This window comes from Xanthobacter sp. 91 (assembly GCF_000702385.1).
GTDB classification, from domain to species: domain Bacteria; phylum Pseudomonadota; class Alphaproteobacteria; order Rhizobiales; family Xanthobacteraceae; genus Xanthobacter; species Xanthobacter aminoxidans.
This window is the reverse complement of sequence record NZ_JNIB01000001.1, coordinates 5,089,083-5,102,755: the sequence shown is the minus strand read 5'-3', so window position 1 is coordinate 5,102,755 and position 13,673 is coordinate 5,089,083. Positions and strand designations below refer to the sequence as shown.

Annotated in this window: 14 protein-coding genes; 11 read left to right on the top strand and 3 right to left on the bottom strand. The window is 67.1% G+C overall.

Annotated features, from left to right (window positions below):
* Window positions 1–195: 195 nt before the first annotated feature.
* Together A37E_RS26200 and A37E_RS0123825 are read right to left on the bottom strand one after the other, a co-directional pair.
* Complete coding sequence (locus A37E_RS26200; protein ID WP_051679299.1) at window positions 196–1,452, bottom strand: DUF2778 domain-containing protein; 1,257 nt, start codon at window positions 1,450–1,452, stop codon at window positions 196–198.
* Window positions 1,453–1,792: 340 nt separating this feature from the next.
* Entirely contained in the window at window positions 1,793–2,419 is a 627-nt protein-coding gene (locus A37E_RS0123825) for a TetR/AcrR family transcriptional regulator (protein WP_038193646.1), read from the bottom strand.
* Between the two features lie 396 nt (window positions 2,420–2,815).
* On the opposite strand from A37E_RS0123825, the gene A37E_RS0123820 reads away from it, so the two are divergent.
* The 9 genes from A37E_RS0123820 to A37E_RS0123780 all read left to right on the top strand — a co-directional run bounded on the left by A37E_RS0123820 (window position 2,816) and on the right by A37E_RS0123780 (window position 11,900).
* Window positions 2,816–3,676 carry a xanthine dehydrogenase family protein subunit M gene (locus A37E_RS0123820; RefSeq protein WP_029558912.1) on the top strand — a complete coding sequence of 287 codons (861 nt, stop codon included), beginning with the start codon at window positions 2,816–2,818 and terminating at the stop codon, window positions 3,674–3,676.
* A 5-nt stretch (window positions 3,677–3,681) separates the two neighbouring features.
* Entirely contained in the window at window positions 3,682–4,170 is a 489-nt protein-coding gene (locus A37E_RS0123815) for a (2Fe-2S)-binding protein (protein WP_029558911.1), read from the top strand.
* Window positions 4,167–6,560 carry a xanthine dehydrogenase family protein molybdopterin-binding subunit gene (locus A37E_RS0123810; protein ID WP_029558910.1) on the top strand — a complete coding sequence of 798 codons (2,394 nt, stop codon included), beginning with the start codon at window positions 4,167–4,169 and terminating at the stop codon, window positions 6,558–6,560. The genes A37E_RS0123815 and A37E_RS0123810 overlap by 4 nt, the downstream gene beginning before the upstream one ends.
* Before the next feature lie 43 nt (window positions 6,561–6,603).
* Window positions 6,604–7,851 carry an ABC transporter substrate-binding protein gene (locus A37E_RS0123805; RefSeq protein WP_029558909.1) on the top strand — a complete coding sequence of 416 codons (1,248 nt, stop codon included), beginning with the start codon at window positions 6,604–6,606 and terminating at the stop codon, window positions 7,849–7,851.
* A 166-nt stretch (window positions 7,852–8,017) separates the two neighbouring features.
* The gene (locus tag A37E_RS0123800; RefSeq protein WP_029558908.1) at window positions 8,018–8,890 is read left to right on the top strand and encodes a branched-chain amino acid ABC transporter permease; all 873 of its coding nucleotides are present in this window, start codon (window positions 8,018–8,020) and stop codon (window positions 8,888–8,890) included.
* 31 nt (window positions 8,891–8,921) lie between these two features.
* Window positions 8,922–9,929 (top strand): branched-chain amino acid ABC transporter permease, encoded by a 1,008-nt coding sequence (locus A37E_RS0123795; RefSeq protein ID WP_029558907.1) that lies wholly within the window; start codon window positions 8,922–8,924, stop codon window positions 9,927–9,929.
* Window positions 9,926–10,678 (top strand): ABC transporter ATP-binding protein, encoded by a 753-nt coding sequence (locus tag A37E_RS0123790; protein ID WP_029558906.1) that lies wholly within the window; start codon window positions 9,926–9,928, stop codon window positions 10,676–10,678. The genes A37E_RS0123795 and A37E_RS0123790 overlap by 4 nt, the downstream gene beginning before the upstream one ends.
* The gene (locus A37E_RS0123785) at window positions 10,671–11,372 is read left to right on the top strand and encodes an ABC transporter ATP-binding protein (protein WP_029558905.1); all 702 of its coding nucleotides are present in this window, start codon (window positions 10,671–10,673) and stop codon (window positions 11,370–11,372) included. The genes A37E_RS0123790 and A37E_RS0123785 overlap by 8 nt, the downstream gene beginning before the upstream one ends.
* Before the next feature lie 54 nt (window positions 11,373–11,426).
* On the top strand, window positions 11,427–11,900 hold the full coding sequence (locus A37E_RS0123780; RefSeq protein ID WP_029558904.1) for a carbon monoxide dehydrogenase subunit G: 474 nt from the start codon (window positions 11,427–11,429) through the stop codon (window positions 11,898–11,900).
* 67 nt (window positions 11,901–11,967) lie between these two features.
* Here the strand turns inward: A37E_RS0123780 and A37E_RS0123775 are convergent, their stop codons facing one another.
* Complete coding sequence (locus A37E_RS0123775) at window positions 11,968–12,315, bottom strand: ArsC family reductase (RefSeq protein ID WP_029558903.1); 348 nt, start codon at window positions 12,313–12,315, stop codon at window positions 11,968–11,970.
* A 154-nt stretch (window positions 12,316–12,469) separates the two neighbouring features.
* Between A37E_RS0123775 and A37E_RS0123770 the strand changes: the two genes are divergently transcribed.
* A complete protein-coding gene (locus tag A37E_RS0123770; RefSeq protein ID WP_024278516.1) occupies window positions 12,470–12,766 on the top strand; it encodes a DUF6166 domain-containing protein in 297 nt (98 codons plus the stop codon).
* 73 nt (window positions 12,767–12,839) lie between these two features.
* Window positions 12,840–13,664 carry a GntR family transcriptional regulator gene (locus A37E_RS0123765; protein WP_024278517.1) on the top strand — a complete coding sequence of 275 codons (825 nt, stop codon included), beginning with the start codon at window positions 12,840–12,842 and terminating at the stop codon, window positions 13,662–13,664.
* Window positions 13,665–13,673: the final 9 nt, after the last annotated feature.

Sequence of the window (13,673 nt, the reverse complement as noted above, 5' to 3'; positions counted from 1 at the left end):
TGCGGGAGCATCCGTATCTATCCGGAAAGCCAGCGAAATTTGATGTGGCGCAAGAATGGCGTGCATTCTGCTGCACTGCAGCCAGAATTGAGGTTGGCCGCTACCGAAAGCCGGCGTGCACCCTTGCCATTGCTGGATTGTCGAAATGGCGCCGAGAGCAAAGTTTGCCCTGCAGCGGTAGGGCGCCCCGGCGCCCTACTGGTCCTTGGGCTTCAGGAAGGACAGGAGGAAGTTCTCTTCCTTCTTGGGACCATGCTTCAGCTCGGCCACCACCACCATCTTCTTCACTTCACCGCGTTTGAAGGCGGCAAGGAACTTGTCGTAGTCCTTGACCGACACGCAGCCGTTGGAATCTCCACGCGGACCAAGGAGATAGGGGTGGGCGAGGATGCCGGCGCGGCCGTACATCCGGCCGGTTCCGATGGGATTGAGGCGCACCGCCTCGATGCCGTGGAACAGGGATTCGCGCATGGTCAGCTGGTAGGTGTTGGGCGGGGTCGGGCCCACCATGCGCTTGTTGACGGCACGCACGTCGTCGAAGGTATCGCCGTAGCCAGAATGGGCTTCCAGCCGATCCCCGTTCGGCATGTAGACGACCTTGGCCTTGATGTCGTAGATGGCATAGCCGCTGCCGGGCGTGGGCAGCGCCGGCTCATCCTCTGAGAGCGTCGGCGTCTCTGGAGCCGGGGCCTGGCTGCCGGGGACGGCAGAGGGCGTGTCCGTCAGGGAGGCGTCGGGCAGGGACGCGTAGGCGAGGCGCTGGTTCGGCATGGCCGGCTTGCGCAGGGGCAGAGGCACCGCGCCCTGGTCAAACTGTTCCAGCGCCTTGATTCCGTCCGCGGCAGCCACCTGGTTCCGGTTCAGCGGATTGGCCATGGGCAGCGGCACGACGCGGCCGGTGAGGCGCGCGGAATTGTCCGACGGTCCAGGCCCGGCGGCAAAGGACCGGCCATCAATGGCCACGTTGGTCAGGTAGATGCTGCCCGGATCGACGCCCAGCGCGCCGGAGCCGACGACGAGCGAAATCTCGGTCACGGTCGTTCCCGCGGCCGCCATGCTGAGCTCGCGGACGAGGGGGCGGTTGACGATCTGGGGCGGCGGTGCGGAGACGCCGAACGCGAACGAGCCTTGCGTGTACCAGACGGCCCCTGCGGCAACCATCAGGCCGGCAACGACGCCCGTGCCGATGCCGACGAGGGTGCCGCGGCGGGACGTGCTGCGCGGCCGGGGATCCGAGGCGTGGGGGTCGTAGTCGGAGGCATCGACCTCCTCCTCGTGGACATGCGGCGTCCAGTGCCAGTCGGCCCGGTCATGCCAGTCGGCATGGGGATCAGCGTCGTCGCGGTCCCATTCACCGTGGTCGCGCAAGCCTGCGTCATGGCCCGCGCGCGCGTCATGCTCGCTCGCGTCGTCCTGCCAAGCCGCGTATTCCTGCCGGTCCGAGTGCCTCATGGTCCCCGCTATCAGCGCTGCCGGTCGGTACCGGCTCCGTTCGTCCATCGCAGGGTCCCTCGGTCTAACGCATCGCACAAACCTTGCCCGGTTCGGATCTTCTCCGACCGACCACCGGCTCTGAACGCTGCGCCCGCGCGGCCCCGCCGCACATTCCCGCCAGCCCTGCAACCTTGCCGAAATTCGGTTTCTTTTCCCTTTACGCCCCACGCTAGACCAGATCACGACGGCGAGAACAAGGCCGTTCGCACGGAAACTTTACCAAGGGAAGGCCGTCTTGGCGAGGGGCGAACATGACGTAACGTCATATGGGCAACCCCCTCCCGAGGCCCTTCATTCTTCAGGCTCCGGCTTGCGCCAGGATGTCCTTCAGCACGGGTGCGACACCGGCGCGGAAGGCGCGAACTGCGTCGCGGACGATGGGGTCGAGATCCTCCGGCGTCGTGGTGCGGTACACGTAGCGGCGGATCGCAAGGTAGAAAATGCGCCCGTGCAGACCCCAGAACAGCTCGGCCTCGCGTTCGCTGACCGGAATTTCGCCGGGGGCCGGCAGCTTCAGCTCTGCCCTGAGCTCGGCGCAGGCGGGCAGGATGATCTGGTCGCGGACGATCATGAGGTAGCGGCTGGTGATGTCGAACGACTTGAGGCCGGAAAAGGCGAAGATTCGCACCCAGTGGTAGTCGAAAACCTGTTCGACATATTCGAGATAGAATTGCGTGAGCCGCGCCTCCAACGGCTTGGATCGGTCGGTCACGAGAGGCGCCCAGTCTGCCTTCCAGCGGCTGAGATAGACGTGCTCGTAGACCCGCTCGATGAGCGCTTCCTTGGAAGGGATGTAGCGGTAAATGGCGGAATGGGTGATTCCCATCCGCTTCGCCAGCTCGCGCGTCTGTCCCTCGAATCCGTGCTCGGCGAAGAAGCGCACGGCTTCCTCGATGATCGCCTGTTCGCGATCCGCCGCGCGCATGTGCTGGCGACGGGGGCGGGTGGGCGGCGTCGGCTTCTGGTCGGGAGTGGGCTTCAAGGCGAGTCCGTTCGGCGCATGGGCCGGGCGCCCACCGTCCTGCGATAGCGCAACCTTCCCGCGCCACCAAGGGTCTCCGAGCGCGGCGACGCCCGCTCCCACGTCGCGGCGGCAGCTCCTGTGGCGAGTGAAGTCGAGGAAAAGATGAAGGAAGGCAATAATCATATATCCGGACGGGAATAGCGTCGCGCTGCACTGCAATGATTTGCCTGCCCGCGCTTTTCCCAAGCTCTTCGCCAATGGTCGCGCAGCACTATTGACAGGCACACCGGCCTGAGATCATGTTGTGACCAAGTGGTCACTAAAATGAAGCCACGCTCGACCGGGAGGAGCCTGCCCTTGAAAGCCCGCGCTTTCGCCTATGCGCGTCCGTCGAGCCTTGCCGAGGCGCATGCCGCCTTTGCCGGGGCCGATGGGGATGCGAGCTACATCTCCGGCGGGCAGAGCCTCGTGCCGGCGCTGGCGATGCGGCTGCAGGCGCCGCAGGTGCTGATCGACCTCTGCGCGATTCCCGAGATGCGCGGCGTCCGGCTGGACGGGGAAACCCTGCGCATCGGCGCGCTCACCCGCCATGCCGAAACGCTGACCGAGCCGCTGATCCGGACCCATGCGCCGTTGCTCACGGCCGCCGCGCCTTTCGTCGCCCATCCCGCCATCCGCAATCGCGGCACGGTCGGCGGCAGCGTGGCGCTGGCCGATCCGGCGTCCGAATTCCCAGCCATGATGCTGGCGATGGGCGCCGAGATGGAAATCTCCGGGGTCGACGGCATGCGCCGCGTTGCCGCCGATGACTTCTTTCAGGACCTCTACCAGACCGCCATCGAGCCCGGAGAAATCCTCGTGGCGCTGCATGTGCCCGCCGCCGGGCCGCGCCATGTCTGTGCCTTCGACGAGATGGCGCGGCGTCGCGGCGACTACGCCATGGTCGGCGGCGGCATCCTCGCGGAGCGAGACGGGGCCATTATCGACAACCCGCGCATCGCCCTCTTTTCTGTCGGCCCGACGGCGGTGCGCGCCCGCAACGCCGAGGCCGAGATCGCCGGCAAGGCGCTCGATGCCGACACCATCGCCGCCGCCCAGCGCGCGCTGGATACGGACATCGATCCGCTGGACGACGTCGAGATTCCCGCCGCCATGCGCCGCCACCTCGCGCGCGTCCTGCTCGGGCGTCTGCTGCGCAAGCTGGAGACCTGCTCATGAATATGATGGCGGGCGCAGTCCCCCTCTCCCTCACCGTCAATGGTGAACAGATCGCCCGCATGGTCGCGCCGCGGACCACGCTGGCGGATTTCCTGCGCACGGACCTCGAGCTCACCGCCACCCATGTGGGCTGCGAGATGGGGGCATGCGGCGCCTGCATCGTGCTGCTGGATGGGGTGCCAGTGCATTCCTGCCTCGTCTTCGCTGTGCAGGCGCAGGGGCAGCGCGTCGAGACGGTGGAGGGACTTGTCGCCAGCGGCGCGCTGGCGCCGCTCCAGCACGCGTTCCATGAGCGCAACGCGCTGCAATGCGGCTTCTGCACGCCGGGCATGCTGGTGAACGCCCACGCCCTGATCGCGAACGGTGGCGTGCCGGATCGCGAGGAGATTCGCGACGCCATCTCCGGCAATTACTGCCGCTGCACCGGCTACGAGGCCATCGTGGACGCCATCGAGGCCGCCGCCCGCAAGGCGAACGGGGAGGGTGCAGAATGAACGCCCCGTTCGACCGTCCGCTCGGCGCGGCGCCCCATCTTGAGCCGGGCGTTCATGTGGGCCGCCCGCTGCCGCGCCCCAATGCCAAGCGGCTGGTGGCGGGGCGGGGCAACTATGTCACCGACATGAAGCTGCCGCGCATGCTGCATGCGGCCTTCGTGCGCTCGCCCTTCGCCCATGCCCGCATCGTCAGCATCGACGTGGAGGCCGCCCGCGCGGCGCCCGGCGTTGCTCTGGTGGCGACGGGGGAGGACCTTGCGAAGCTGTGTACGCCGTGGGTGGGCACGCTCGACCATTTCAAGGGCATGAAGTCCGAGCCCCAGCTTCCGCTGCCCCTCGACCGCGTGACATGGAGCGGGCAGGCGGTGGTGGCCGTGGTGGCGGAAAGCCGTGCCGCCGCCGAGGATGCCTGCGAGCTGGTGGAGATCGAGTATGAGGACCTGCCCGTCCTCGCCGATCTCGACACGGCGCTGGCGCCCGATGCGCCCCGCCTCGTGGAGGGCTTCGCCGACAATCTGTGCTTCCGCTCGGCGCTGGAGAGCGGCGCGGTGGATGATCTGTTCGCGTCTGCCGCGCATGTGGTGGAAGCGGACCTCGCCTTCGGCCGCCACACCGGCGTGACGCTGGAGCCGCGCGCGCTCATCGCCGATTACGACGCGAGCGAACATGCGCTGACCGTCCATCACGGCACCCAGACACCGTTCCAGTTCCAGGACCTCTATTCCCGCCACTACGGCATTCCCGAAGCCCGCGTGCGGGTGGCGGCGCCGGATGTGGGCGGCTCCTTCGGCGTGAAGCTGCACGTCTATCACGAGGACATGGCGGTCATCGGCCTGTCCATGCTCGCCGGCCGGCCAGTGAAATATGTGGTCGATCGGCTGGAGGCCTTCGTCTCCGACATCCATGCCCGCGACCATCGCGTGAAGGCGAAGGCGGCAGTGGGCGCGGACGGCCGCATCCTCGCCATGGCGGTGGAGGACGAGACCGCCATCGGCGCCTTCTCCACCTATCCCCGCACCAGCGCGGTGGAGGGCAACCAGGTCATCCGCCTCATCGGCGCGCCCTACCTGCTAGAGGCCTACCGCGCCGATCTGAAGGTGGTGTTCCAGAACAAGACGCAGACGAGCCAGTATCGTGCCGTGGGCCATCCCATCGCCTGCGCCGTGACCGAGCATCTGATGGAGAAGGCCGCTGCCGCGACCGGGCTCGACCCGTTCGAGGTGCGCGCGCGTAACCTCATTCCGGACGACGCCTATCCCTGCCAGTCGCTCACCGGCTTCAAGTTCGAGCAGCTCTCCCACGAAGCCTGTCTCGCGAAGCTCAAGACGCTGATGGACTATGACCGCCTGCGCGCCGAGCAGGCGGAGCTGCGTGCCCGCGGCATCCATCGCGGCATCGGCATCGCGGCCTTCGTCGAGATCACCAATCCCACGCCCGCCTTCTACGGCATCGGCGGGGCGCGCATCTCTGCGCAGGATGGGGCGGTCATCAAGATCACCCCGTCCGGCGAGGTGCGCTGCCTGATTTCGGTGACGGAGCAGGGGCAGGGGACCGAGGCCATCATCGGCCAGATCGTCGCTGACTATCTCGGTGTCTCCCGGGACATCGTGCGCGTCATCACCGGTGACACCGAGGTGACGCCCCACGGCGGTGCCACATGGGCCTGCCGCGGTGCCGGGATCGGCGGCGAGACGGCCCTTCAGGCGGCGAAGAAGCTCAAGGCCAACGTGCTGAACGTAGCCGCCGCCATCCTCCAGGCGCAGCCGGGCGACCTTGATCTCGTCGATGCCGAGGTGGTGGACAAGGCGGGGGGCGCCGCGCGCCTTAGCCTCGCCGAGGTCGCACGCATCGCCTATTTCCGCTCCGACACGCTGCCGCCGGGCACCGATGCACAGCTCACGGTGGCGCACCATTATGCGCCGTCCGGCTATCCGTTCGCCTTCACCAACGGCATCCACGGCTGCCATGTGGAGGTGGATGCGGAGACAGGGCTCGTCAAAATCCTCAAGCACTTCGTGGTGGAGGATTGCGGCCGCATCATCAACCCGCTCCTCGTGGAGGAGCAGGTGCGCGGCGGCGTGGTGCAGGGGCTCGGCGCCGCCTTCTTCGAAGAATGCCGCTACGACGAGGCCGGCCAGCTCGTGAACGGCTCGCTCGCCGATTATCTCGTGCCCATGTCCTGCGAGATGCCGGACATCGTGATCGCCCACATGGAAACGCCGACCCGCGATACAGAGCTTGGTGCCAAGGGCTGCGGCGAGGCGGGCACCGCCGCTTCGTCCGCCGCCGCGCTCAACGCGGTCAACGACGCCCTCGCACCGCTCAACGCCGAGCTGACCCAGATCCCCATGACCCCCGCGCGCATCCTCAAAGCGCTCGGTGCCTACTGACGACCGCCCACAGCCAAAAAACAAGACACACCGGGAGGATTTCATGACCAAGCGGACCGACCATCCCCTCTCCAGCGTATCCCGCCGCACCGTGCTCGCCGGCCTCGGCGCCGCGGGCGTCGGCCTCATCGCGTCGCCGGCCATTGTGCGGGCGCAGGCGGAGACCATCCGCATCGGCTTCCCCACCCCGCTCACCGGCCCCTTCGGCGCCGAGGCAAAGGACCAAGTGAAGAGCGCGGAACTCGCCGTGAAGCTCGTCAACGACAATGGCGGCATCGCCGGCCGCAAGGTCGAGCTGCTGGTCCGCGACGACAAGCTGAATGCCGGCGAGGCAGCGACCCGCACCCTTGAGCTGATCGAGAAGGACAAGGTCCACGCGGTGGTCGGCGCGCTCTCCAGCGCCGTTCAGCTCGCGGTGAACGAAGTGACGCGCGCCCGTGGCGTCATCTACGTCTCCATCAGCCAGTCCGACACCATCAACGAGGTCAAAGACTTCTCGAAGTACACCTTCCACGAGGCGCTCAATCCGCACATGACTACGGCCGCCGTGGCGCGGGCGACCTTCAAGAAGGGCTCGAAGGTGGCGCTGCTCGGCGCCGACTACGCCTACGGCCACGAAATGATGCGCGGCTTCAAGCGCGCCGCCGGCGAACTCGGCGCCGAGATCGTCGGCGAAATCCTCCACCCCTTCGGCGCGGCGGACTATTCCACGCTGATGCCCCGCATCCGCGCCCTGAAGCCGGACATCCTCGCCATCTGCAACTTCGGTCGTGACCAGGCCAATTCCATCAAGCAGGCCAACGACTTCGGCATGAAGAAGCAGATGCAGATCGTGGTGCCCGTGCTGCTGCACAACCAGCGCATCGCCGTGGCGCCCGACGTGTTCGAGGGCATCATCGGCGGCGCCAACTATTATTGGGCGCTGGAGAGCACCATCCCCTCCGCCAAGGCGTTCAACGATGCCTACAAGGCGGCGTACGGCTCGCTTCCGACCGATTACGGCGCGTACGGGTTCACCGGTGTCTCTGCGCTGCTCCTGGCCATGGCGAAGGCCGGCGGGACGGACACGGACAAGGTGGTCGAGGCCCTGGAAGGCCTCAAGTATGACGTGGCCAAGGGCCCGCAATACTTCCGCAAGTGCGACCACCAGTCGGTGCAGTCGGTGCTGGTCCTGAAGTCCAAGGCCAAGGCCGACATGAAGAGTGAGCAGGACCTGTTCGACATCGTCGAGAACCTCCCCGGCTCCGAGCAGATGCTGCGCTCCTGCGGCGAACTGGGCTTCCCGACCTGAGACCTGATCCCTTCTCCCCTTGCGGGAGAAGGTGGATCGCGGCTCAGCCGCGAGACGGATGAGGGGAAGGCAGCAACAGAGCGCGATCCAACCCCTCACCCCCGGCCCCTCTCCCGCAAGGGGAGAGGGGAGAAGCGCTCCGCAAGTCCGCCCCGAGAGACGCCCGATGGACCTTGAACTCATCCTCATGCAGCTGTTCTCCGGGCTCGCGCTCGGGGCGATCCTGGTGATGGTCGCCCTCGGGCTCACCATCGTGTTCGGCATGCTGGGCATCGTGAATTTCGCCCATGGCGCCCTGTTCATGGTGGGGGCCTATGCGGGGCTGTGGGTCGCCGCGCAGACCGGCAGCTTCTGGTGGGCGCTCATCGTCGCTCCCCTTGCGGTCGGCGTGCTGGGCATGCTCATCGAGCGCTTCCTTATCCGCCCGCTCTATGGCCGCACGCCGGATGATCCGCTGCTGCTCACCTTCGGCCTTGGCTATGTGCTGGTGGAGGCCGTGCGCATCACCTTCGGCACGGACGGCATTCCCTTCTCGGCGCCCGACGCGCTTCAGGGCGTGGTGGATCTCGGCGTCGGCTATTTCCCCATCTATCGCCTGTTCGTCATGGGCGTGGTGGCAGTCGTCCTGCTGCTGCTCTGGGTGGCGCTGGAGAAGACCCGCTTCGGCCTCATCGTGCGGGCTGGCGCGCGCGATCCGCTCATCATGAAAGTGCTGGGGGTGGACGTGAGCCGGCTGTGGCTGCTGGTGTTCGGCCTCGGCGTCGGCCTCACCGCGCTGGGCGGCGTGCTGGCCGCGCCCATGCGCAACGTGAGCCCGGAGATGGGCACGCTGGTGCTGGCGGAGGCCTTCGTCGTCACCGTCATCGGCGGCATGGGATCGCTGCTCGGGGCCGTGGTGGCGGGGCTGCTCGTGGGCGTCGCCGTGAGCATGACCGCGCTATTCGCTCCCGAGATGGCGACCATCGTCATGTTCGGCCTGATGGCTCTCATCCTCCTCGTCCGACCGCAGGGCCTGTTTGGCCGGCCGGCCGGCGCCTGACGGAACCCGGCGCGTGAACGGAGACGACACCATGACCACAACCGACCTCGCCGCCGGGCAGGGCGTGGCGCCGCGCACCCTGCCGAGGGCCGGCGCCGCGCTGGATCGCTGGCGCGTGCCGCTCACCATTGCCGTGCTGGCGGTGCTGCCCTTCGTGTTGCCGTCGCAGGCGCTGGCGGTGAACGTGCTGATCTACGGCCTGTTCACCGTGGGCTTCAACCTGCTGTTCGGCTACACGGGCCTTCTCTCCTTCGGCCATGCCGCCTTCTTCGGCACGGGGGCTTACCTGACAGGAATGGCCATCGCCCTTCTCGGCTTCGGCTGGTTTCCGGCCATGCTCACGGGCATCGTCGGCGCAAGCCTGCTCTCGGTGGTGATCGGCGCGCTCTCCATCCGTACGCGCGGCATCTATTTCTGCATGGTCACTTTGGCGCTCGCGCAGCTCGTCTATTACGTCGCCCTCCAGGCATCCGGCTGGACCGGCGGCGAGAACGGCCTGCGCGGCTTCACCGTGGCCAAGGCCGACCTGATCGGCGGCTTCTCGGTGAACCTGCTGAACCCGCTGGCCAAATACTACTTCATCATGTTCTTCGCCGCGCTGGCGCTGTGGTTCGTGTCGCGGGTGCTGAACTCCCCCTTCGGCGCGGCCATCGAGGCGGTGCGCGAGAACGAAACCCGCGCCCGCGCCTGCGGCTTCGACGTGGAGCGCACCAAGCTCCTGTCCTTTGTCCTCTCCGGCGCCCTGTGCGGCCTCGCCGGCACGCTTTCCGCGCTTCATCTCTCCATTGTACCGCTCGATGCGCTGGGCGTTCACACCTCGTCCATCGTGGTGATGATGACCATGCTGGGCGGCGCCGGCTCCTTCTTCGGGCCGTTCGTGGGGGCGCTGGTGTTCCTGCTCATCGAGGATGTAGCCTCGCTGTGGACCACCCACTGGCAGCTCATCGTCGGCATCGTCTTCATCCTGTTCGTGCTGTTCCTGCCCAAGGGCATCTGGGGCAGCCTGATCCAGGTCGTGCGCCGCAGGAGGGCGTCATGAGCGCGCTGATGGAAGTGACGGACGTGGGCCGCTCATTCGGCGGCTTCGTGGCCCTCGCTGGCATCTCGGCCAGCTTCGAGCGCAACAAGGTGACGGCAGTGATCGGCCCGAACGGCGCCGGCAAGAGCACCTTCTTCAACGTGCTGTCCGGCGTGCTCCGGCCCTCCACCGGCTCCATCCGGTTCAAGGGGCAGGAGTTGAAGGGACTGAAGCAGCACCGCTTCGCCCATCTCGGCATTGCCCGCTCCTACCAGATCACCAACCTCTTTCCCGAGCTGTCGGTGGAGGAGAACGTGCGTGTGGCGGCGCAGGCGCTGAAGACGCGCTACGACGTCTTCAGCCATCGCGATCGCTATCCCGAGCTGACGCAGAAAGCAGAGGCGGCGCTGGCCGAGGTGGGCCTCACCCATCGTCGCGCCCGCCGCGCCCGAGACCTCGCCCATGGCGAGCAGCGGGCGCTGGAGATCGCCATCGCGCTGGTGGCGAACCCCGAGCTTCTGCTGCTCGACGAGCCCACGGCCGGCATGGGGCCGGAAGAGACCAAGGAGATGGTGGCGCTCATCGAGCGCCTCGCGGCGGACCGCACCATTCTCCTGGTCGAGCACAAGATGAAGATGATCCTCGGCCTGTCGGACCGCATCCTGGTGCTGCATCACGGCCGCCTCATCGCCGACGGCGCGCCGGCGGCGGTGCAGGCCGATCCGGAAGTCCGCCGCGTCTATCTGGGGCAGAACGATGGCTATGCTTGAGGTCGAAAAGCTCAATGCCTGGTACGGGCCGAGCCACGTCGTCCACGATCTGACGTTCAGGATCGAACAGGGCGAAATCGTCGCCCTCGTCGGTCGCAACGGCGCCGGCAAGACGTCCACCCTGCGCGCCATCATGGGGCTCATGCCGCGGGCGGAAGGCCGGGTGACGTTCGACGGCAAGGACTTGCTGCCGCTCGGCGCGCACGCCCGCTTCCGCCTCGGTCTCGGCTACGTGCCGGAGGAGCGGCGCATCGTCTCCGGCCTTACGGTGCGGGAAAACCTGCAGCTCGGCCTCGTCGCCGCCGCGCGCACGGACGAGCGCGCGGCCATCGACGAGATCGCCAAGAGCTTCCCGCGCCTGAAAGAGCGGCTGGAGCAGCAGGGGACCACCATGTCCGGCGGCGAGCAGCAGATGCTCGCCATCGCCCGCGCCATCATCTCCAAGCCGAAGATGGTGCTGCTGGACGAGCCCTCCGAAGGCATCATGCCGGTGCTGGTGGAGGAGATGGGCGTGCTCTTCCGGCGGCTGCGCGACCAGGGCACGACGCTGCTTCTGGTGGAGCAGAACGTGGAATGGGCGCTCAATCTCGCGAGCCGCGCCATCATCATCGATCAGGGCGAGCTGGTGCATCAATCGAGCGCTGCTGCACTGCTCGCCGACAAGGACATCCAGGATCGCTATTGTGCGGTCTGAGCGCCATCGCCGAAGAGCGGCACGCGCGAACGAGAACAAGGGGAGGACCATCCCGTGGAACTGACCGGCGAATATCGCATCAGCGCCCCGCGCGAGACCGTGTGGAAGGCGATCCTTGATCCTGAGATGCTCAAGCGCTGCATTCCCGGCTGCAAGGAGCTGGAGCAGACGGGCGACAACGCCTATGCCGCCAAGGTGCAGGTGAAGGTGGGGCCGGTCTCGGCCACCTTCTCCGGCTCGGTGGAACTCACCGACATGGAGGCCCCTGCCGGTTGCCGCATCGTCGGGCAGGGCAATGGGGGCATCGCCGGCTTCGCCAAGGGCGAGGCCAAGGTGTCGCTGGCCGAGGATGGCGCCGACACCATCCTGACCTACATGGCGGACGCCCAGATCGGCGGCAAGCTCGCCTCTCTTGGCGGGCGCCTCGTGCAGGCGACAGCCAAGAAGCTCTCCGACCAGTTCTTCACCAGCTTCGCCGAAGCGCTGAACGCGCCGGCCGAGGTGCCTCCGGCGGCCGAGGCGTCCTGACCATCACACTGGTCCCGAGGCCGGCGCAGGTCTGCTGTAGCTTACGTCGGCCTCACTTCACCCGGGTTCACTTTATCCGCGCCGCATAATCCTCCGGCTTGAAGCCGACGATCAGATCGCGCCCGTGCTCCAGCACAGGGCGCTTGATCATGGAGGGGTGCGCCAGCATCAGCGCCACAGCCTTTGCCTCGTCGATGTCGGCCTTGTCGGCATCCGGCAGCTTCCTGAAGGTGGTGCCGGCCCTGTTGAGCAGCTTTTCCCAGCCGACCTGTTTCGCCCAGCCCTCAAGCGTCTTCGCGTCTATGCCGGCCGACTTGTAGTCGTGGAAGGCATAGGCGATGCCCTCCTCGTCGAGCCAGGCGCGCGCCTTCTTCATGGTGTCGCAGGCCTTGATGCCGTAGATCGTCGTCGTCATCGCAATCCCCCGTCTGAAAGCACCGACCTTACCCGAGGGCGCGCCGCCGCGCGCGCGGCTTTCGCGTCGCAGGGCCGTTGAACGGCGCCTGCTGCTCATGTAACATATCAGTGCAATCCCAATTGGACGGGCAATAAAAGGCAGGGCAGGACGCATGAAGACCTATCGGGGAGACCGCACCATCGACGGCATCGCGGTGACGGTGGACGGCAAGCCGCTGCCGCAGCGCACCGACATCGCCAAACTAAGCAGCGACGGCTTCGAGTGGAGCTATGAGGGGCAGGCCCCCGCCCAGCTCGCCCTCGCCTTGCTCGCCGACCACCTCGGCGACGACCGGCGCGCCTATTCGCTGCACGACCAGTTCATGCGCGACGTGGTCGCCAATTTCGCCAACGAGTGGGAGATGACCTCCGACGATATCGATGCCGCGCTCCACCGCGTCGCAGCCTGATCGGCATCCGCCCGAGGCTTGACGGCAGGAGACGAATCCGTCGTCTCAGAGACAAGGCAGGGGAGCAAGCGGCATGGCGAAGGCGGGGTCCAAGGCAGGGGCCATTGCGGGCTCCGTGGCGCCGGTGCGGCGCCAGAAGCGGCAATCCGCGCTGGCCGGAGGCGAAGGCGCGCTTGATCTCCTGTTGGAGCCGCTCCGCGAAACCCGCAAGGAGCCTCGCACCCCCGCTCGCCGCGCCCGCAAGGATGAGCCGGTGACGGAAGATGCGAGCCTCACCGATCGCGCCTATCGCATCCTTGAGGAACTGATCGCGACCCTGCAACTGCCCCCGGGCGCGGTGCTTTCGGAACTCACGCTTTCCGACCGGCTGAAGATCGGCCGCACGCCCATCCGCGAGGCACTGCAACGCCTTGCCCGCGACGGGCTGGTCGTAGTGCTGCCGCGGCGCGGCGTGCTGGTGTCGGATATCAATCTGCGCACCCAGCTTCGCCTGCTGGAGGTGCGGCGCGTGCTGGAAGTGCTGATGGCCGGCCTCGCCGCCGAGCGCGCCACGTCAGAGGAGCGGGACGCCTTCGCCGAGATCGCCGGCTCCATGCGGCAGGCGGCGGAGGTGGAGGACGACCTCGCTTTCATGCGCCTTGATCGGCGCTTCAACCTTTTGATGGCGCAGGCGTCGCGCAACGAGTTCGCGGTGCGCTCCATGGGCCTCATGAACGCCCTGTCGCGTCGCTTCTGGTACCAGCATTACCGGGAGGTCGCCGACCTGCCGCTCGCCGCCCGGCTCCACGCCGAGGTGGCCGAGGCGGTGGCCCGCCGCGACCGCAAAGGGGCCGAGACCGCGGCCGCCAACCTCGTGGATTATATCGAGGATTTCGCCCGCAAGACGCTGGATGCGTGAGGGGTGATG